This is a genomic window from Polaribacter sp. OB-PA-B3 (assembly GCF_054589375.1).
Map to the genome: position 1 here is coordinate 79924 of NZ_BAAIIX010000003.1, position 20309 is coordinate 100232.

17 protein-coding genes and 1 pseudogene are annotated in these 20309 nt (G+C 30.6%); 14 read left to right on the top strand and 4 right to left on the bottom strand.

Translation table 11 applies throughout. The features are described 5' to 3' along the window. Positions 1–113 precede the first annotated feature (113 nt). On the top strand, positions 114–1790 hold the full coding sequence (locus ACYPV9_RS07475) for a formate--tetrahydrofolate ligase (RefSeq protein ID WP_459742730.1): 1677 nt from the start codon (positions 114–116) through the stop codon (positions 1788–1790). Positions 1791–1871: 81 nt separating this feature from the next. Here ACYPV9_RS07475 and mdh read toward each other — a convergent pair whose 3' ends face one another. The 3 genes from mdh to gyrB all read right to left on the bottom strand — a co-directional run bounded on the left by mdh (position 1872) and on the right by gyrB (position 6061). Further along, positions 1872–2798 carry a malate dehydrogenase gene (mdh, locus tag ACYPV9_RS07480; protein ID WP_299064809.1) on the bottom strand — a complete coding sequence of 309 codons (927 nt, stop codon included), beginning with the start codon at positions 2796–2798 and terminating at the stop codon, positions 1872–1874. A gap of 131 nt (positions 2799–2929) precedes the next feature. After that, entirely contained in the window at positions 2930–3937 is a 1008-nt protein-coding gene (locus ACYPV9_RS07485; protein WP_299064811.1) for a DUF6588 family protein, read from the bottom strand. Between the two features lie 186 nt (positions 3938–4123). Continuing rightward, positions 4124–6061: a DNA topoisomerase (ATP-hydrolyzing) subunit B gene (gene gyrB, locus ACYPV9_RS07490; RefSeq protein ID WP_299064812.1), complete on the bottom strand. Its 1938-nt coding sequence runs from the start codon at positions 6059–6061 to the stop codon at positions 4124–4126. Between the two features lie 642 nt (positions 6062–6703). On the opposite strand from gyrB, the gene ACYPV9_RS07495 reads away from it, so the two are divergent. The 13 genes and pseudogenes from ACYPV9_RS07495 to trpA all read left to right on the top strand — a co-directional run bounded on the left by ACYPV9_RS07495 (position 6704) and on the right by trpA (position 19809). Then, positions 6704–6964 carry a hypothetical protein gene (locus tag ACYPV9_RS07495; protein ID WP_459742733.1) on the top strand — a complete coding sequence of 87 codons (261 nt, stop codon included), beginning with the start codon at positions 6704–6706 and terminating at the stop codon, positions 6962–6964. A gap of 1 nt (position 6965) precedes the next feature. Further along, positions 6966–8357 carry an amidase family protein gene (locus tag ACYPV9_RS07500; RefSeq protein ID WP_459742735.1) on the top strand — a complete coding sequence of 464 codons (1392 nt, stop codon included), beginning with the start codon at positions 6966–6968 and terminating at the stop codon, positions 8355–8357. Further along, positions 8357–11698 carry a bifunctional amidotransferase subunit GatB/aspartate--tRNA ligase AspS gene (gatB/aspS, locus tag ACYPV9_RS07505; RefSeq protein WP_459742737.1) on the top strand — a complete coding sequence of 1114 codons (3342 nt, stop codon included), beginning with the start codon at positions 8357–8359 and terminating at the stop codon, positions 11696–11698. The genes ACYPV9_RS07500 and gatB/aspS overlap by 1 nt, the downstream gene beginning before the upstream one ends. A gap of 271 nt (positions 11699–11969) precedes the next feature. After that, entirely contained in the window at positions 11970–13361 is a 1392-nt protein-coding gene (locus ACYPV9_RS07510) for an anthranilate synthase component I family protein (protein ID WP_459742739.1), read from the top strand. Between the two features lie 56 nt (positions 13362–13417). Then, positions 13418–13993 carry an anthranilate synthase component II gene (locus ACYPV9_RS07515; RefSeq protein ID WP_459742741.1) on the top strand — a complete coding sequence of 192 codons (576 nt, stop codon included), beginning with the start codon at positions 13418–13420 and terminating at the stop codon, positions 13991–13993. Further along, entirely contained in the window at positions 13993–14982 is a 990-nt protein-coding gene (gene trpD / locus ACYPV9_RS07520; RefSeq protein ID WP_459742743.1) for an anthranilate phosphoribosyltransferase, read from the top strand. Before ACYPV9_RS07515 ends, trpD begins: the two co-directional genes overlap by 1 nt. A gap of 22 nt (positions 14983–15004) precedes the next feature. After that, positions 15005–15172 (top strand): hypothetical protein, encoded by a 168-nt coding sequence (locus ACYPV9_RS07525; RefSeq protein WP_299064826.1) that lies wholly within the window; start codon positions 15005–15007, stop codon positions 15170–15172. Positions 15173–15202: 30 nt separating this feature from the next. Continuing rightward, positions 15203–15561 (top strand): annotated as a pseudogene (locus ACYPV9_RS07530) (four helix bundle protein). 29 nt (positions 15562–15590) lie between these two features. Continuing rightward, complete coding sequence (gene trpC, locus ACYPV9_RS07535) at positions 15591–16379, top strand: indole-3-glycerol phosphate synthase TrpC (protein ID WP_299064828.1); 789 nt, start codon at positions 15591–15593, stop codon at positions 16377–16379. 2 nt (positions 16380–16381) lie between these two features. Beyond that, the gene (locus ACYPV9_RS07540; RefSeq protein WP_299064830.1) at positions 16382–17071 is read left to right on the top strand and encodes a phosphoribosylanthranilate isomerase; all 690 of its coding nucleotides are present in this window, start codon (positions 16382–16384) and stop codon (positions 17069–17071) included. 1 nt (position 17072) lies between these two features. Continuing rightward, entirely contained in the window at positions 17073–18257 is a 1185-nt protein-coding gene (trpB, locus tag ACYPV9_RS07545; protein WP_299064831.1) for a tryptophan synthase subunit beta, read from the top strand. Next, positions 18257–19048, top strand: coding sequence for a DUF3050 domain-containing protein (locus ACYPV9_RS07550; protein ID WP_459742746.1), 792 nt, complete (start codon positions 18257–18259; stop codon positions 19046–19048). The genes trpB and ACYPV9_RS07550 overlap by 1 nt, the downstream gene beginning before the upstream one ends. Next, the gene (gene trpA / locus ACYPV9_RS07555; protein WP_459742748.1) at positions 19045–19809 is read left to right on the top strand and encodes a tryptophan synthase subunit alpha; all 765 of its coding nucleotides are present in this window, start codon (positions 19045–19047) and stop codon (positions 19807–19809) included. Before ACYPV9_RS07550 ends, trpA begins: the two co-directional genes overlap by 4 nt. 33 nt (positions 19810–19842) lie before the next feature. On the opposite strand, the gene ACYPV9_RS07560 is transcribed toward trpA, so the two are convergent. Then, complete coding sequence (locus ACYPV9_RS07560; protein WP_459742750.1) at positions 19843–20292, bottom strand: FKBP-type peptidyl-prolyl cis-trans isomerase; 450 nt, start codon at positions 20290–20292, stop codon at positions 19843–19845. Positions 20293–20309: the final 17 nt, after the last annotated feature.

Below are 20309 nucleotides of genomic sequence, written 5' to 3' on the forward strand. Positions count from 1 at the left end.
AAAATTATTTATATGTTAAAGTTTGTTTCGATTCTGATTATCGTTTTATAGAATATGAAATTTAACTATATTTATTTTTCAAAATTGATAAAATAATACTCAGATTATATAAAATGAAACACCAAACAGATATTGCAATTGCTCAAGCAAAAAAGTTGTTGCATATAAAGGAAATTGCAGCAAAAATAAATGTAAAAGAAGACGATTTAGAAATGTATGGTAAATACAAAGCTAAATTGCCATTACATTTAATAGATGAAACCAAAGTGAAAGAAAATAATTTGGTTTTGGTAACAGCGTTAACTCCAACTCCTGCAGGAGAAGGAAAAACAACAGTTTCAATAGGGTTGACTGAAGGTTTAAATAAAATAGGTAAACAAGCAACGGTAGTTTTAAGAGAACCTTCTTTAGGGCCTGTTTTCGGAATTAAAGGTGGTGCAGCTGGCGGTGGATATTCTCAAGTTGTGCCAATGGAAGACATCAATCTGCATTTTACAGGAGATTTTAATGCAATCGAAAAGGCTAATAATTTATTGTCTGCTTTGATTGATAATAATATTCAGAGTAAAACAAATAACTTAAACATCGACCCTAGAACTATTCTATGGAAACGTGTTATAGATATGAATGATAGAGCTCTTAGAGATATAACTATTGGTTTGGGTGGAACAGCAAACGGAATTCCTAGACAAGATGGCTTTAACATTACTCCGGCATCAGAAGTTATGGCAATTCTTTGTATGGCTTCTGATTTAGAAAATTTAAAAGAGCGATTGGGTAATATTTTTATTGGTTTTACTTTTGATAAAAAGCCAGTATTTGCAAGAGATTTAAAAGCAGAAAATGCCATGGCAATTCTACTAAAAGATGCTATTAAACCAAATTTAGTGCAAACTTTAGAAGAAAATCCTGCAATTATTCATGGCGGACCATTTGCAAATATTGCACAAGGTACTAATACCATTATTGCAACAAAAATGGGACTTTCTTTGTCTAATTATGTGGTTACAGAAGCTGGTTTTGGTGCAGATTTAGGAGCCGAAAAATTTCTAAATATCAAATCTCAGTTTGCAAATTTAAATCCTAAATGTGTTGTTTTAGTAGCCACAATTAGAGCTTTACGTCATCACGGTGGTGCATTAAATGATGCTTACGATACACCAGATTTAGAGAAAGTAAAAAAAGGTTTTACTAATTTAGAGAAACATATAGAAAATATCAGAAAATTTAATATCGAACCTGTAGTAGCAATAAATTCGTTTATTTCAGATTCTGAAGATGAAGTAAATTTTTTAATTGAAAGTTGTGCTAATTTAGGTGTTAAAGCAGTTCTTTCTAAAGGATGGGCAAACGGAGGAGAAGGTACAAGTAATTTAGCAAAAGCCGTTGTAGAAATCGTCGAAACAAAAGCTACACAATACAAGCCTTTGTATAATTGGAAATCACCTGTTAAAGACAAAATAGAAATTATTGCTAAAGAAATTTATGGTGCAGATAAAGTAGTGTATGATAATAAAGCATTATTAAATCTAAAAAGAATTGATAGATTAGGTTTTAATGATTTTGCTGTTTGTATGGCTAAAACACAAAAATCTTTTTCTGATAATGATAAATTAATTGGTAGGCCAAAAAACTTTGTAATAACAGTTCGAGAGATTGAGATTGCTGCAGGTGCACAATTTATTATTCCTATTTTGGGTAAAATGATGCGAATGCCTGGGTTACCTGCTAAACCTGCATCAGAAAATATGTTTATTGATAAAAACGGGGTTATTTCTGGGTTGTCTTAATTTAAAATTAAAAAAACATAGAAATAAAAAAAGTCTAGCTTTATAAGCTAGACTTTTAATTATGATTTTAAAAAGAATTTCTTATAATTCTAATAAACCGTTTGTTTTAGAAACACCAGCGGCAGACTCTTCTAAGTGAGATTTTTCTGCATCACTTAAGTTGATTTCTACAATACTTTCAATTCCGTTTTTACCTAAAACAACAGGAACTCCGATACATAAATCGTTTAAACCAAATTCTCCTTCTAATAAAGTAGAACATGGAAAGATTTTTTTAGTATCGCAAGCAATTGCTTGCACCATACCAGAAACAGCAGCACCAGGAGCATACCAGGCAGAAGTACCTAATAAACCAGTTAATGTTGCTCCACCAACTTTAGTATCTTGTTTTACTTGTTCTAATCTTTCTTCTGAAATAAACTCTGAAACAGGAACAGAGTTTCTAGTAGCTAGTCTAGTTAAAGGAACCATTCCTTTATCTGAGTGACCACCAATTACCATTCCGTCAACATCAGAAATAGGAGCACCTAAAGCTTCTGCTAATCTATATTTAAAACGAGCAGAGTCTAATGCACCACCCATTCCGATAATTCTATTTTTAGGTAACCCCGTAGTTTTATGTACTAAATACGTCATAGTATCCATAGGATTCGAAACTACAATAATAATTGTGTTTGGAGAATGCTCGATTAAACTAGCAGAAACCATTTTTACAATTCCGGCATTAATACCTATTAATTCTTCACGAGTCATCCCTGGTTTTCTAGGAATACCAGAAGTAATTACACAAACATCAGAATTTGCAGTTTTAGTATAATCATTTGTGCTTCCAGTAATTTTAGTATCAAAACCATTTAAAGAAGCTGTTTGCATTAAATCCATGGCTTTACCTTCTGCAAAACCTTCTTTAATATCTAAAATAACAACTTCAGATGCAAAATTTTTAATAGCAATGTATTCTGCACAACTAGCACCTACTGCACCTGCACCAACAACTGTAACTTTCATATTTATATGTTTTTTATTTGTTTAAAATATATCCCGCTAAAATACAATTTTTTAGACGAATTTTTAACTCTTTTAAAGCAAAAAAGACATCTTAACGAGATGTCTTTTTTTGTTGAATATTTAAATTAGAATTATCTGATACTAATTGCTATACCAAGATTAGCAGTGTTGTATTCTTGTAAAGTATAGCTTCCAAAGATTTTAAAGAAACCTAAGCTTAACCTTGTACCAACTGTTGTTCTAAATCCGCTTGCATTAAATTCTGAATCTATTGGGTCTGTAACAGTTCTTGTTTGTCCTGCATAAGATAATTCATAATCTCCTAACATTTTTAAAGTAGAAGTACCAGAACCGTAACCAAAACCACCATAAATATTTATAAACGGGAAGTTTAAAGAAGCTATAGCTTCTACATTGTATGAGTTTAATTTAAATTGAGCAAAACCATCAGTTACGTTAACTGCGCCACTATCTGTAATGTTATAATCAACATTCATGGTTGTATAGGCAGCTAAAATAGAAACATGTAAAGGTGTTTTATCTAATGGGCCAAACCAATTGGTAATTTCTTTTTTTAATCCAATACCAAATAAATCTCCTTTTACATTATCAGAACCAACTTTAGGAACCAATCTTAAACTTACTTCAAATTTTGCAGGTAAACCTAAGTTTAATTGAACTGCAGGTGCAGGCACAGCATTAAGAGGTAAACTTTCTTTAACACCACCTGGTGCATCAAAAGTTGTGCTGTAAGTTATTGCTGGGTTATTAGGATCTTGAAAACTAACTGCTGTTAGCGGAGTAAAGTCTTCTGAACCCGCAACTGTTGCTGCAGATATAGAACCACTATTTATAGAGTTTAAACCAGATAATGTAAACATTTCGTCTTCTTCTGGTACTAAAGAAGCGTTTAAACCAATAGATAAATCAAATCCGAAAGGACTATGAACCTTTGCTGTGTGATACCAACCATTATTCATACTATGTATTAATCCTTTCATGGCCGGATTTATATATGCGTTTATTAATTTGCCACGATCTTGATCACTAGCCAATAAGTAACCTTCAAAACCGTCTTGAGCGTTGGTGTTAAAGGCCATTGCTATGGCTCCTAAAAAAAATAAAATAGATTTTTTCATGTTTAGTTATGTTTTAGTTATGTTTCTTTAATTTTTGGGGAAACTTAAGCGAATATATAAAATTATGTTAATAGGCAGCTAAGTTATTAATGGTTTTACTATAAAAAAAGGGGAAAATACCTAGAGATAGGTATAAAAAAAACCTCAACTATTTGTTGAGGCTTTTACTTTTAAATTCAATGTTTTTTAAACATCAATTTTAGCATATTTTGCATTACGTTCTATAAAGTCTCTACGTGGTGGTACTTCGTCTCCCATTAACATAGAGAAAACTCTATCTGCTTCTGTTGGACTATCGATAACAACTTTACGCAAAGTTCTAAATTCTGGGTTCATTGTTGTGTCCCATAATTGTTCTGCATTCATCTCTCCAAGACCCTTATATCTTTGAATGTTTACACCGCCACCTAATTTTTGAGCAATTAAATCACGTTGATTGTCATCCCAAGCGTATTCTCTTTTTTGACCTTTTTTAACTAAATATAAAGGTGGTGTTGCAATGTAAATATAGCCTTGCTCTACCATTTCTCTCATATATCTAAAGAAGAATGTTAAAATTAAAGTTGCAATATGCGATCCATCTACATCGGCATCACACATAATAACTACTTTATGATATCTTACTTTTGATAAGTTTAATGCTCTAGGATCTTCTTCTGTACCAATAGAGACACCTAAAGCTGTAAACATGTTTTTGATTTCTTCGTTTTCAAAAACTTTATGTTGCATTGCTTTTTCAACGTTCAAAATTTTTCCACGAAGGGGTAGAATTGCTTGAAAGTTTCTATCTCTACCTTGTTTTGCTGTTCCACCTGCAGAATCTCCCTCAACCAAAAATATTTCACATTGTGCTGGGTCTGTTTCAGAACAATCAGATAATTTACCAGGTAAACCACCAATACTCATTACAGTTTTACGTTGCACCATTTCTCTGGCTTTACGTGCTGCATGTCTTGCGGTAGCTGCTAAAATTACTTTTTGTACAATTGTTTTAGCATCATTTGGGTTTTCCTCTAAATAATCAGTAAGCATTTCTGATACTGCTTGAGAAACTGCCGAAGTAACTTCTCTGTTACCTAATTTAGTTTTTGTTTGTCCTTCGAATTGAGGTTCAGCAACTTTAACAGAAACAATTGCAGTTAATCCTTCTCTAAAATCGTCTCCAGCAATTTCAAACTTTACATTTTTTAATAAGCCAGATTCATCTGCATATTTTTTAAGCGTACTTGTTAAACCACGTCTAAAACCAGATAAATGTGTTCCTCCTTCATGTGTATTAATATTGTTTACATAAGAATGTAGGTTTTCTGCATAAGAAGTGTTGTAAACCATAGCAACTTCAACCGGAATTCCGTTTTTCTCACCTTCCATAGAAATAACAGAAGCGGTAAGTTGCTCTCTTGTAGAATCTAAATATTTTATAAATTCTGGTAAACCTTCATCAGAATGAAAAGTTTCAGAAATAAAGTTGCCTTCATCATCTGTATTTCTTTTATCTGTTAAAGTAATTGTTATACCTTTATTTAAGTAAGCTAATTCACGTAAGCGTGTAGCTAACGTGTCGTAATTGTATTCTGTAGATTGCTGAAATATTGACTTGTCTGGTAAAAAAGTTACAATTGTACCAGTAAAGTCTGTTTCGCCAATTGTTTTTACAGGGTATAAAGCTTTACCTCTTTCATATTCTTGCTGCCAAACTTTACCTTCTTTATGTACAGTTGCTGTTAAATGATCTGATAATGCGTTAACACAACTTACACCAACACCGTGTAAACCACCAGAAACTTTATAAGAGTCTTTATCGAATTTACCACCAGCTCCAATTTTTGTCATTACAACTTGTAGTGCAGAAACGCCTTCTTTTTTGTGAATTCCTACAGGAATACCACGTCCGTTATCTTTAGTTGTAATAGAGTTGTCTTCATTTATAGTAACATGTATTGTGTCACAATGTCCTCCCATTGCTTCATCAATAGAGTTGTCTACTACTTCGTATACTAAATGATGTAAACCACGTACACCTACATCGCCAATATACATAGAAGGACGCATTCTTACATGCTCCATACCTTCTAGTGCCTGTATACTATCGGCAGAATAATTATGTTTTTTTTCTTCGCTCATTATATATAAAGTGAATTGTTAATTTTAATTTTTGATGTAATTCGCAATTACAAATACGAATTAAAGTAAACTCAAATTTACAATTTTCATTCTAATTTTTAATAGTTTTTAGCTATTTGGTGTAAAAATTATCAACATTTGTTGATTTCTTAAAAGTGTCTTAAATCGCTTAAAAATGCTTTTATTTTTAATCTTGATGATTTTTATTCTAAATAAAAATTTCAAATTAAGAAAAGTTGCTTAAAACTTTAATTTTATAAAATGTAAATTACAAATTTGTGAGTTTTATTGTCTGGTTTTACATTTAATAGGTATAATAAATTTTAATTTTAATCATTTGTAAAACTAAACTACATTCCAATAATTAAATGAAAAGTATTATTTCTTTGATCATTTTACTAAATATATAATTTAACTTCAATATTTTACGGATACCATAAAGACTACATAAAATGATAAAAAAGAGCATTTTGTAACATATTTTCTACATATATTTGTCAATATCAATAAATAATATGACAATTAATAATAACAATCGTAATTTCAATAATCCTAATTTATAGGACGGAAGGTTGTTGTTTAAAAATATATAAAGCCTTCCAATTTTTTGGAAGGCTTTTTTTTGAATCTAAATGTAAAGACATGAGTAAAATAATGACGGTAGACATTTTGTCTAGTATTAAAGGAGCAAAACCATCAGAATCGGTTAATAAATTATTCGATGTAATTAAAAATGCCAATAATAATACTGCTAGTGTTAATTATAATAATGTTGTGTCTTTAGATGATTTAAGAGAAGATGTTGTTATAGAAAGTTCGTTAACAGAAAAAGAAATAATTAAAGAAAACTTTCCGAAAGAAAAAGATGGTTTTTTAGTAGTTGCTAAAGTGATAGAAGGTTAATATGGAGTCGCAGATAAAAAAGTTACATCAGCAATTGATGAACAAAGAGATTTCTTGTATAGAATTAGTACAAGGAAAGATAGATTTATTAAAGCAAAATACACATAATACTGTTAATTCTTTATTAGAGGAAATTGCTTTAGGGTTGGCAAAAAAAGTGGACTTAAAAATTGCAAACGGAGAAGAAATCGGGCTTTTAGAAGGGATTCCTTTTGGAATAAAAGATGTGTATATGTTGCAAGGAACGTACACAACTGCTAGCTCAGATTTACTTAAAAAATACAAGTCTGCATATACAGCAACTGCTATTCAGAAGTTATTAGATGCTGGCGCTATACCTTTGGTAAAAGAAAATTGCGATAGTTTTGGACATGGTTCATCATCAGAAAATACGATTTTTGGCGCAGTTAAAAATGCTGTTAATTCTGATTTAGTTGGTGGAGGTTCTTCTGGAGGTTCTGCCGTAAATGTGGCAAAAGATTATACCGTTTTTTCTATCGGAGGAGATACAGGAGGTTCTATCAGACAACCTGCAGGTTATAATAAAGTGTATGGTTTAAAGCCTACTTACGGACGAATTTCTCGATACGGTTTAATGGCTTACGCTTCTTCTACAGATTGTGTTGGACCCATTACTAAATCTATAGAAGACATAAGAATTGTTTTAAATATAATGAGTGGTAAAGATGTTAAAGATCAAACAACTTATAATTCTGATGTAATTTTTGAGGATTTACATTCAGCAACAAAAACAGTTGGTTATTTTAAGAATTTTATTGAAAGTGAAGCAATTTCATCAGAAATAAAAGAAGAGTTTTTAGCTACTATAGAAAAAATAAAAGCCAAAGGAATTGCAGTAAAAGAATTAGATTTTTTTAATTCAGATATTTTAGTTTCAACTTATTATACGCTGGCAATGGCAGAAACTGCTTCTAACTTGTCTCGTTTAGACGGTACAAATTACGGGGCAAGAATTGAAGGAAAAAATTTAAAGGATACATATTCAATCACGCGTTCAGAGAAGTTTTCTGAAGAAACAAAACGAAGAATTGTTGGTGGAAACCAGGTATTATCTCAGGGTTTTTCTGATGAAATTTATTTGAAAGCCCAAGATTTAAGAAATCAGATTTCTGCAAGATTTAGCGAAGATTTTAATGAAGTAGATATTATTTTATCACCAGTAACACCTGCAAATCCTCCAAAAATTGGCGAGAGTTTAAATGATCCTTTAGCCATGTATTTATCCGATGCGTATACCGTTGGCTTTAGTTTAGGAGAATTACCTACGCTTACAATACCAAAAGGAACGAATACAGGATTACAAATTACAGCAGACAAGAAAAAAGATGCGGAAGTTTTACAGTTTGCTAACTTCTTAAACGATATTTTATAATGGAATTATCACAGTTAAATGATGCTTTAAAAGCACACGATTTAGAATTAATTATCGGTTTAGAAACGCATGTTCGTTTAAATACAAAGACAAAATTATTTTGCTCTTGTCCGAATGAAGAAACAGAAATTCCGAATACAAATATTTGTTCGGTTTGTACAGGGCAAATGGGTGTTTTGCCAGCTATAAATAAAGAAGCAATTAACAAAGCTATTGTTTTTGGTAAGGCAGTAAAATCTACTTTTTCTAATGAAGTAATTTCTTGGGATAGAAAACATTACGAATATCCGGATAATCCTAAAAACATACAAATTACACAGTTTCATAATCCTGTAATTCCAGACGGAGAAATTTCTTGTTATAGAAATGATGGAACTCAGTTTGCCGTGAGTTTAACCCAAACACACATAGAAGAAGACGCTGCAAAATTAATGCACGAAAAGAAAATTTCGTTAGTAGATTTTAATAAAGCAGGTGTGCCTTTAATAGAAATTGTAACAGATCCATGTATCAGAAATATCGAAGATGCTTCTACATATGCACAGTATATACAGCGTATTGTTCAGAATTTAGGTGTTTCTGAAGCAAATTTAGAAAAAGGTGAATTTAAATCTGATGTTTCGGTTTCATTAAGAAAAATAGGAACTACCGATTTAAACCCAAGAACAGAAATCAAAAACTTAAATTCTTTTAAGTTTATGGTAGAAGCTTTAAAGGAAGAGGTTGAAAAACAATTCAATTATTTTACAGAACATAAAGAATTTAGACCAGACCAAACTACGGTTTTATGGGATGCAGATTTAAAGCAAACCAAAACCATGCGTAAAAAGGAATTTGAAGCAGATTATCGTTTTATTTCTGAACCCGATTTACCTTTTGTTTCTATAAAAACTGTTGTAAAAAATACTAAGATTGATACAAGTGCATTGCCTTATGCGGTAGAATCTGTTTTAATTAAAGGAGGTGTTTTACCACAAGATGCAAAATTTTTTACGGCAGATGCAATTCGTTCTAAAACATTTATGACGATTAATAATGCCATTCAAGATCCTTCTTTTGTAGCAAAAACATTGGTAAATAATTTGGATGCCGATGCATATGAAAACATTCATAATATTGAAGATTTAATTACCATTTTTAAATTATTTAAAGAGGATAAAATTACTTCTGTTTTAGTTCAAAACGGAATTGCATCTTATTTAAAAGATGCGAATTTTAATTACAAAAAGTATTTTGAAGAGAATACTATTTCTGAATCTGAAATTACTGCAGCTATAGAAAAGGTAATTTCAGAAAATGAAGCAATTGCAAATGATATTAAAGCTGGAAACCAAGGTAAAGCTGGAATTCTTGTTGGAAAAGTAATTGCAATTATTGGTAAAGGAGCATCTGGTAAAGTTATTCGTACAGGAATCCTTAAAGCTATTAGCCATTCGCCTTTAGCTATTAATGGTGAACCAAATGCTAAGAGCCAACAGCAAAAAGGAAATAAAGAACCTCAAAAAGCCAATTTGGAAGAAGAGGTTTTACCTGAAGTGCCAATTGTAATTAAGGAAACATATAGAACCCATAAAATATCTCAATTATCAGAAGAGTCAATTACAGAAAAAGTAACATTATCTGGTTGGGTTTCTAGTGTTAGAGATCACGGAGAGTTAATGTTTATCGATTTAAGAGATTCAAGCAATCAAATTTTTCAAGTTCGTTTAAGTAGAGAATCTTTTCCTAATTTAGATGAATTAGTGAAGTTGAAGCCAGAATCTGTAATTTCTGTAACAGGAGTTGTCGTTCAAAGAAATGAAGACGATTACAATGCAGGTTTAAGAACTGGTAAATTAGAATTAGAAACATCTGATTTAGAAATTTTAAACCTTTCTAAAACATTGCCTTTCGAAATTAAAAGAGCATTTAAAAGTAACGAAAAGGTTCGTTTTGAATACAAGTTTTTAGATCATAGAAATGATGATGTTCGTAAAGCAATTGTAAACAGACATAAAGTAATTAAGTTATTACGTGACATTTTAGATGAAGAAGAGTTCTTAGAAATTGAAACTCCTATTTTAACTGCCGGAACAGATGAAGGTGCAAGAGAATTTATTGTGCCAACAAGAAAACAAGCAGGTTCTTTTTATACACTACCTCAAGCGCCACAGCAATTTAAACAAATGTTAATGGTGGGTGGTTTTGAGAAATATTTTCAAATTGCACGTTGTTTTAGAGATGAAGATTCTCGTGGAGATAGACAGCCAGAATTCACACAATTAGATATTGAAATGGCGTACGCAAGTATGCAGCAAATTATAGATTTAAACACTAAAATGTTTAATGAAGTTGTGCGAAAAATTTATGGTAAAAAATGGATTTTACATCCTTTTGAGGTTATTACTTATAAAGATGCTATGGATAAATATGGTTGTGATAGACCAGATTTACGTTACGGTTTGCAAATGCAAGACATTACAGATATTGTAAAAGATACTACTTTTCAGGTTTTTAGCAAACCAATTGAAGAAGGTGGAATTGTAAAATGTATTAAAGTTTCTGCAAAAGAACAAGGAAACAAAAGAATGTCTAAAGGTCAGATTGAAAATTTAACAGCCATTGCACAACAAAATGGTTTAGGTGGTTTGGCTTACATTATTGTAAATGAAAACGATTTACAATCGCCAATTATTAAGTTTTTAGGAGAAGATATTGCTGCTAATATTATAAAAACTACCAATGCTCAAATTGGTGATATTGTGTTTTTCTCTGCTGCGGATTATGTAACTGCTAACAAAGCATTAGATGCTGTTCGTCAAGAAATGGGACGTATCTTAAAGTTGATAAACCCTAAAGAATTAAGACCAGCTTGGGTTGTAGATTTTCCAATGTTTGAAAAAACAGATGAAGGACGATGGACGTTTACACACAATCCTTTTTCTATGCCTGCAGTATACGATTTAGAAAAGCATATGAACGGAGAAGGAGAAGAAATAGGAACAATTATTGCCCAACAATACGATTTAATCTTAAATGGTTATGAAATTGGAGGAGGTTCTGTACGTGCGCACAAAGCAGAAATTTTAGAAGCAACTTATAAAAATATGGGTTACAATAAAGAGGAAATGATGAAAAGTGTAGGAACGATGTACAAAGCTTTTCAATATGGAGCGCCACCACACGGAGGAATTGCTTGGGGAGTTGATCGATTAATGATGATTTTAGAAAAGAAAGCTTCTATTAGAGAGGTAATGGCTTTTCCAAAAACAGGATCTTCTGAAGATTTATTATTTAATGCACCTTCTATTTTATCCGATAAAAAGGTAGAAGAAATGAATGTGAAAATTATGCGAAAATAAAATCATTTTAAAGGTTGTTTATTTTAAAAATCTATCTTACTTTTGTCTAGTAAATGAAAAATAATACAAACAATACTTGGTGGTGGAACTCTCTTATCTAATAAGTGAGAACAAACCTATATGTATATAACATAATAAAAAAGGCTTATCTCACGATAAGCCTTTTTGCTTTTTATTAAGCATCATTTCGAAAAGTTAATGAAGCATTTACTTTTCTATAAATAAACAAATTGTTACCGTAAATATTACGAGGCAATTACATATTATCAATATGAAGAAAATACAATTTAAAACTACCTTTAAAACAAAAATTGCAGATACAATTACACCTGTAGGTTTGTATTTGAGATTTAGAGATGCATACGCAAATACACTTTTATTAGAAAGTTCAGATTATCATAGCAAAGAAGAAAGTTTCTCTTTTATAGCTATAGAACCTGTTGTAACGATTAAAGCAGAGAATCATCATTTAAAATTTTCTCATAAAGGAGAAGAAATAGCTAACAAAGAAATTGGTAGAGATTTTAATTCTATTTTTGAAAGTTACAGTAAAGCGATCGATTTAGATTGTCCGCCAGAATTAAAATCATTTAACGGTTTGTATGGATATACAACTTATGATTCTGTACAATATTTCGAAAACATAGATTTAAATGTAAAAGAAGCATCATCTGCAATACCTTTAATGCAGTATAGTTTTTACAGATTTATTATTGCAATCAATCATTTTAATGACGAGATGACTTTGATTGAAAATATAGAAGAAGGTTCTGTTTCTAGAATTAAAGAAATTCAAACAATTATAGATGCACAAACATTTAATACACAAAGTTTCGAAATTGTTGGTGATGAAACATCGAATGTAAAAGGAGAAGAATTTATAGATTATGTAAAAAAGGCAAAGTCTCATTGTAAAAGAGGCGATGTTTTTCAGTTGGTTTTGTCACGCCAATTTCAGCAAAAATTTAAAGGAGACGAGTTTAATGTGTATAGAGCATTACGATCTATAAATCCGTCGCCATATTTGTTTTTCTTTGATTATGGTTCTTTTAAATTAATGGGTTCTTCGCCAGAAGCACAAATTAAAATTTCTGCTGGTAAGGCAACGATCAATCCAATTGCAGGTACTTTTAGAAGAACAGGTGATATGGCTAAAGATATTCAGTTGGGTAAAAAACTATCTGCAGATAAAAAGGAAACAGCAGAACACGTTATGTTGGTAGATTTAGCTCGTAACGATTTAAGTAAGCATGCAGATAAAGTAGAAGTAGAGGTTTTTAAAGAAGTACAATATTTTAGCCATGTAATTCATTTAGTATCTACAGTTTCTGGGCAATTAAAAGGAAACCCGATAGAAATTGTTGGAGATACTTTTCCTGCAGGAACTTTAAGCGGTGCACCAAAGTATAAAGCAATGCAGTTAATAGATACATACGAAAATCAATCTAGAGGTTTTTATGGTGGTGCTGTTGGTATAATTGGTTTAGATGGTTCTGTAAACTTGGCAATTGCCATTCGTAGTTTTGTAAGTAAAAACAATGTTTTGTATTACCAAGCAGGGGCAGGAATCGTAATTCATTCTGATGAAGAAAAAGAATTGCAAGAAGTAAATAACAAGTTAGCAGCGTTAAAAAAGGCGTTGATTTTAGCAGAGAATATATAAAATAGCTTTTAGCAGTTAGCTAATAGCTAATAGCAAAAAGCCAAAAGCTTTTAAATATGAAAATATTAATTTTAGATAATTACGATTCGTTTACCTACAACCTGGTTCACATGGTAGAAAAGATAACAGGAAATTTTCCTGCGGTTTTTAGAAACGACGAAATAAGTATTGCAGACGTTGCAAATTACGATATGATTATGCTATCTCCAGGACCAGGAATACCTGATGAAGCTGGTATTTTAAAAGAAGTAATTAAAACATATGCTGGTGTAAAACCAATTTTTGGTGTTTGTTTAGGTTTACAAGCAATAACAGAAGTTTTTGGGGGTAAAATTATAAACCTAAATGATGTTTTTCATGGTGTAGCAACAGAAATGAAAGTTACCGATAAAAATGCGACTATTTTTAAAGATGTGTCAGAAACATTTTTAGCAGCGCGCTACCATTCTTGGGCAGCTACAGATGAAGGTTTTCCGGAAGAATTAAAAGTAACTGCTAGAGACGAAGACGGATTAATACAGGCAATTGAGCATGTTGTATATCCTATATCTGCGGTTCAATTTCATCCAGAATCTATTTTAACAGATGTAGGCGAGCAGTTGGTTACTAATTTTATCAATGCAAATTCGTAATGAAAGCAATCTTAAATAAATTATACAATCACGAAAGACTGTCAAAATCAGAAGCAAAACAAATCTTAAAAGATATTGCCGCTGAAAAATACAATGATGCACATTTAGCATCTTTTATGACGGTTTTTATGATGCGTCCAATCACTGTTGATGAATTGGCAGGTTTTAGAGATGCGCTAAAAGAATTGGCTATCAAAGTAGATTTTTCTGATTATAACACGATTGATATTGTTGGTACAGGCGGAGATGGAAAAGATACATTTAACATCTCTACATTAACCTCTTTTATAGTTGCAGGTACAGGACAAAAAGTAGCAAAACACGGTAATTATTCGGTTTCTTCTCAATCAGGTTCTTCAGATATGTTAGAGAGTTTTGGCTATAATTTTACAAATGATGAAAATGTTTTAAAAGAACATTTAGAAAAAGCGAATATTTGTTTTTTACATGCACCTAAATTTCATCCTGCAATGAAAGCTGTTGGACCAACAAGAAAGGCATTAAAATTAAAAACTTTTTTTAATATGTTAGGGCCTTTGGTAAATCCGAGTTCGCCTAAAAATCATATGTTGGGTACTTTTAATTTAGAAGTAGCAAGGTTGTATAATTATATTTTACAAGAAGAAAATATTAATTACGGTATTATTCATGCGCTTGATGGTTATGATGAAATTTCGCTAACAAGCGGATTTAAGTTGTTTACAAAAAATGGAGAGCAATTGATTAATCCAGAAGATTTGGGTCAGAAAAGAATACAACAATCAGAAATATTTGGCGGAAATTCTGTGGCCGATGCAGCTAAGATTTTTAAAACGATTCTAGAAGGAAACGGAACTGAATCTCAAAATAACGTTGTCTTAACAAACGCAGCATTTGCATTAACAATTGTAGATGAAACTAAACTATTTGAAACAGCTTTTGAAGAAGCTAAACAATCATTATTTGGTTTTAAAGCAAAAGAAACATTAGAAAAATTAATTAGTTTTTAGCATTTCTATTTTAACAAAAATAATGGCAAAAAAGAAAAAAAATTTATTTTTAGTTGTACCTGGATTTTTATTTATTGGTTTGGCAATAGGTATTCAAACAAAAGAATTATTTAAGCAAGCAGCTGTTGGATTAATCGTCGGATTAATTGTTTATTTTTTTCTAAGGTATAGAAATAATTTAAAAAAGTAATTAATAATTACGAATTCGAAATTACGACTTATGAAAAAGGACAACATAATTCAAACTAAAAGCTATAATTTCGCAGTAAGAATTATTAAACTATACAAACATTTATCACAAGAGAAAAAAGAGTTTGTGTTAAGTAAACAGTTGTTACGTTCAGGAACGTCAATTGGTGCTAATATAGAAGAAGCAATTGGAGGCCAGAGTAGAAAAGATTTTTTAGCTAAATTAACAATAGCTTATAAAGAAGCAAGAGAATCTCATTATTGGATTCGTTTATTAAAAGATACAGATTTTTAACACAACAAGAATCAGAATCATTATTAAAGGATATTGAAGAAATTTTAAAAATAATCGGAAGTATTCAAAAAACAATTAGAAATACAAATTCATAATTCTTAATTTAGAATTCATAATTACAAATATGACAATTTTAGATAAAATAATAGCATTTAAAAAGAAGGAAATAGCTAAAATTAAAGCAGAAATTCCTGTAAAGAAATTAGTAGAAAGTCCTAATTTTGGTAGAACAGTTTTTTCATTAAAAAAATCGTTATTAGAGGTTGGTTCTTCAGGTATTATTGCAGAGTTCAAACGTCAATCACCATCAAAAGGAATCATTAACGATAAAGCTACAATTGCAGAGGTTACTAATGGGTATTTAGATGCAAATGTTGCGGCACAATCTATTTTAACAGATACTTCTTTTTTTGGAGGTTCTATGGCAGATTTGATGGAAGCAAGAGTAATCAATCAGCAAAAACCTATTCTTAGAAAAGATTTTATTGTTGATGGTTTTCAAATTGTAGAAGCAAAAGCAATTGGTGCAGATGTAATTCTTTTAATAGCTTCTTGTTTAACCGCTACAGAATTAAAAAACTACGGAAACCTAGCAACAGATTTGGGTTTGGAAGTTTTATATGAGGTGCATACGCAAGAAGATTTAGATAAAATTAACGATTTAGACAATAAAATTATAGGTATTAATAACAGAAATTTAAAGACGTTTGAAGTAGATTTAGATCATTCTATTAAACTTTCTAGTCAAATACCAGATACTTGTTTAAAAGTTTCAGAAAGTGGGATTTCTGATCCAAAAATTATTACGGGATTAAAAGAATTTGGTTTTCAAGGTTTTTTGATTGGAGAAAACTTCATGAAAACCGAAAATCCAGGAGAAGCTTGTCAAGAATTTATCAGTCAAATAAGATAGGTATGAAACTGAAAGTTTGTGGAATGAAGTTTACAGAAAACATTCAGCAATTAGCTGATGTAAATCCAGATTACATGGGTTTTATTTTCTATGAAAAATCAAAAAGAAATTTTGAAGGTATTATTCCAGAATTTTCTAATTCGATAAAAAAAACTGGTGTTTTTGTAAATGAATACACAGAAATTGTAATTTCTTTGGTAGAAGAATACCAATTAGACGCAATTCAATTACACGGCGATGAATCTGTAGATTATATCAACGAATTAAAAAAACAATTATCAGAAAGAAGAGCATTGTTTATTGAAGAAAATAAGCAGATTAAGAAGAAAAAAAATCAGCATTATATTTCTAAAAACGAAGTTGAAATTATAAAAGTTTTTGGTATTAAAGACACATTTGATTTTGATATTTTAAAACCATATTTAAACGTTGTAGATTTCTTTTTATTTGATACTAAAGGAAAAGAAAGAGGAGGTAATGGAACCAAATTTGATTGGTCTGTTTTAGAAAAATACCCTTTTGATAAACCTTTCTTTTTAAGTGGTGGTATAGGTTTAAGTGATTTAGAACAAGTACAAATAATAGCAAAGTCTAATTTACCTATTTATGCTTTAGATGTAAATAGTAAATTTGAATTAGAACCAGGATTAAAAAATATTAATGAAGTTAAAAACTTCAAGAACAAAATATAATATGAAATCAAAGTTTCAACCAGATAAAAACGGATATTTTGGACAATTTGGAGGTGCATTTATACCAGAATTGTTGTATCCTAATGTAAAGGAATTAGAAGATAATTATATTCAAATTATCGAATCTAAAGAATTTCAAGATGAATATAAATCTTTGCTTAAAGATTATGTTGGTAGACCAACACCTTTGTATTATGCTAAGCGTTTATCAGAAAAATATGCAGCCCACATTTATTTAAAAAGAGAAGATTTAAATCATACGGGAGCTCATAAAGTAAACAATACAATTGGTCAAATTTTAATTGCACAAAAACTAGGTAAAACTAAAATTATTGCAGAAACGGGTGCAGGACAACATGGTGTTGCAACGGCAACTGTTTGTGCTTTAATGGGCTTAGATTGTACAGTTTTTATGGGAGAAAAAGACATTGAAAGGCAAGCGCCAAATGTTGCTAGAATGAAAATGTTAGGCGCTAAAGTTGTGGCAGCAACTAGCGGAAGTAAAACGCTAAAAGATGCTACAAATGAAGCAATAAGATACTGGATTCAGAATCCAGAAACATTTTATTTAATAGGATCTGTGGTTGGTCCGCATCCACATCCAGATATGGTTGCACGTTTACAAGCTGTAATTTCTGAAGAAATGAAATGGCAATTAAAAGAGAAAACAGGTAAAGAAAATCCTGATACAATTATTGCTTGTGTGGGTGGAGGTTCTAATGCTGCCGGAGCATTTTACCATTATATGGATGAACACGAAGTAGAATTAATTGCTGTTGAAGCGGCTGGTTTAGGTGTTAATTCCGGCGAAAGTGCAGCTACATCTCAATTAGGCGAAGTAGGAATTATTCACGGTAGTAAAACGATTTTAATGCAAGATGATTATGGTCAAATTGTAGAACCATATTCGATTTCTGCAGGTTTAGATTATCCTGGTGTTGGCCCATTGCATGCTTTTTTATATGAAAGTAAAAGAGCTAAATTTATGAATGCTACAGATGCAGAAGCTTTAGAAGCAGCATATGAATTAACAAAAATTGAAGGGATTATTCCTGCTTTAGAAACGGCACATGCTTTGGCTGTTTTACCAAAAATTGATTTTAAAGAAAATCAAGTTGTAGTAATTAATTTATCTGGACGAGGAGACAAAGATTTAGAAACTTATATAAAACATTTAAAAGAATAATGAATTCTAATTTAAAGTTTATAGAAACAGAATTATTGCCTCTAAGAATAAAATTAAGAGAGCATGATTTATATAAAACATTAAGTTCTATAGAAGATATTAAGTTTTTTATGGAAAGTCATGTTTTTGCTGTTTGGGATTTTATGTCGCTTTTAAAGGCTTTACAAATTAACTTAACTTCTGTCTCTTTACCGTGGTTGCCAAAAAAGAATACGAATCTTGTTCGTTTTATAAATGAAATCACATTAGCAGAAGAAAGTGATGTAAATAAAGATGGTGTTTTTAAAAGTCATTTTGAAATGTATGTTGATGCTATGGAAGAAATGGGAGCAGATAGTTCTCTTATAGAAAAATTTTTACAAAGTATTAATGAAGGAAAAACTGTTAAAAAATCCTTAGAAATAGTTACAATATCAGAAGCTGTTAAAGATTTTGTTAATTTTACTTTTGATACAATCAACTCTAATCAAACACATAAAATTGCTGCAGCTTTTACTTATGGTAGAGAAGACATTATACCCGATATGTTTCTTAAAATAGTAGAAGAAACCTCTACAAAAGAAAATATTAATTTTGATAATTTTACATACTATTTAGAAAGACACATAGAGTTAGATGGTGATGAACACGGACCGTTGTCTTTACAAATGATTGAGGAATTATGTGGAAATGATAACGTAAAATGGCAAGAAGTTCTAGATATTGCAAAAAGTGCTTTGCAGGTAAGAATAAATTTATGGACGGCAGTGAAGCAAGAATTAGAAAGTAAAAAAGAACCAATTTTAGCATGAAAAGTTTAGAAAGTATTTTAGAAGAAAAAGATAATTTATTATCGATATATTTTACCTGTGGATATCCTAAATTAGATGATACAACTAAAGTTATTTCTGAGTTAGAAAAAAGCGATGTAGATTTTATAGAGGTAGGTTTGCCATATTCAGATCCGCTTGCAGACGGACCAACAATTCAAGATAGTAGCCAGAAAGCTTTAGCAAATGGAATTAATTTAGATATTGTTTTTGATCAATTAATGTCTATTAAAGATTCAAACAAAACTCCATTGGTTTTAATGGGATATTTGAATCAGATGTTAAAATATGGAGAAGATAAATTTTGTCAGAAAGTAATAGATTGTGGTATTAATACGGTTATTTTACCAGATTTACCTATGGTAGAATATGAAAATCATTACAAAGATTTATTTGATAAATACGGAATTACAAATGTATTTTTAATAACACCACACACTTCAGAAGAAAGAATTTATAAAATAGATAATTATACAAATTCTTTTATTTATGTCGTTGCTTCTGCTTCTATTACTGGGGCAAAAGGGGAAATTTCAAATAATCAAATAGCTTATTTCGAAAGAATAAAAAATATGAATTTGAAAAGTAAACTTATTGTAGGTTTTGGTATTTCTGATAAACAAACATTTAATACAGCTTGTAATTATGCTAACGGAGCTATTATAGGTTCTGCTTTTATTAAAAACTTAGGTGTAAATGGTGTCTCTGGAATTAAGGACTTTATATCACCAATTATATCATAAAAAAAAGCGAAACTTTTAAGTTTCGCTTTTTTTTTAATTTACACTTATCAATTTAATATCAAAAATTAAAACTGCACCACCAGGAATTCCTGGTCTACCATTTAAACCGTAACCTAAATTATAAGGTACAAGTAATTTTCCTTCTCCGCCTTCTTTAAAATAAGTAATTCCCTCTGTCCAGCCTAAAATTACTTGATTCAGACCAAATGAAATACCCTCAGAATTACTTTCATCAAAAGTTTTACCATCTAAAAAATATCCTTTGTAGGCCACAGTAACATTAGAATTATTATTTGGTCTAGCACCAGAACCTTCTTTAGAGATCACATAATACAAACCAGTATTGCTTCTATTTGCATTTAAATCATTAGCTTCAATATATTTGATAATATCTTCTTCTGTTTGAGGTTTAAAACTTTCGGTATCATTTATACATGATGTAAGTAGGATAATTGATAACAAGAATATAATATGCTTTTTCATCTATGAATTAATTTGTT

Coding starts and splice junctions, on each gene's coding strand:
- ACYPV9_RS07560 (WP_459742750.1), bottom strand. CDS start 20,292: ATGAAAAAGCATATTATATTCTTGTTATCAATTATCCTACTTACATCA.
- trpB (WP_299064831.1), top strand. CDS start 17,073: ATGAAATCAAAGTTTCAACCAGATAAAAACGGATATTTTGGACAATTT.
- mdh (WP_299064809.1), bottom strand. CDS start 2,798: ATGAAAGTTACAGTTGTTGGTGCAGGTGCAGTAGGTGCTAGTTGTGCA.
- ACYPV9_RS07485 (WP_299064811.1), bottom strand. CDS start 3,937: ATGAAAAAATCTATTTTATTTTTTTTAGGAGCCATAGCAATGGCCTTT.
- ACYPV9_RS07495 (WP_459742733.1), top strand. CDS start 6,704: ATGAGTAAAATAATGACGGTAGACATTTTGTCTAGTATTAAAGGAGCA.
- gyrB (WP_299064812.1), bottom strand. CDS start 6,061: ATGAGCGAAGAAAAAAAACATAATTATTCTGCCGATAGTATACAGGCA.
- ACYPV9_RS07540 (WP_299064830.1), top strand. CDS start 16,382: ATGAAACTGAAAGTTTGTGGAATGAAGTTTACAGAAAACATTCAGCAA.
- ACYPV9_RS07510 (WP_459742739.1), top strand. CDS start 11,970: ATGAAGAAAATACAATTTAAAACTACCTTTAAAACAAAAATTGCAGAT.
- ACYPV9_RS07475 (WP_459742730.1), top strand. CDS start 114: ATGAAACACCAAACAGATATTGCAATTGCTCAAGCAAAAAAGTTGTTG.
- trpC (WP_299064828.1), top strand. CDS start 15,591: ATGACAATTTTAGATAAAATAATAGCATTTAAAAAGAAGGAAATAGCT.
- trpD (WP_459742743.1), top strand. CDS start 13,993: ATGAAAGCAATCTTAAATAAATTATACAATCACGAAAGACTGTCAAAA.
- ACYPV9_RS07515 (WP_459742741.1), top strand. CDS start 13,418: ATGAAAATATTAATTTTAGATAATTACGATTCGTTTACCTACAACCTG.
- ACYPV9_RS07500 (WP_459742735.1), top strand. CDS start 6,966: ATGGAGTCGCAGATAAAAAAGTTACATCAGCAATTGATGAACAAAGAG.
- ACYPV9_RS07525 (WP_299064826.1), top strand. CDS start 15,005: ATGGCAAAAAAGAAAAAAAATTTATTTTTAGTTGTACCTGGATTTTTA.
- ACYPV9_RS07550 (WP_459742746.1), top strand. CDS start 18,257: ATGAATTCTAATTTAAAGTTTATAGAAACAGAATTATTGCCTCTAAGA.
- gatB/aspS (WP_459742737.1), top strand. CDS start 8,357: ATGGAATTATCACAGTTAAATGATGCTTTAAAAGCACACGATTTAGAA.
- trpA (WP_459742748.1), top strand. CDS start 19,045: ATGAAAAGTTTAGAAAGTATTTTAGAAGAAAAAGATAATTTATTATCG.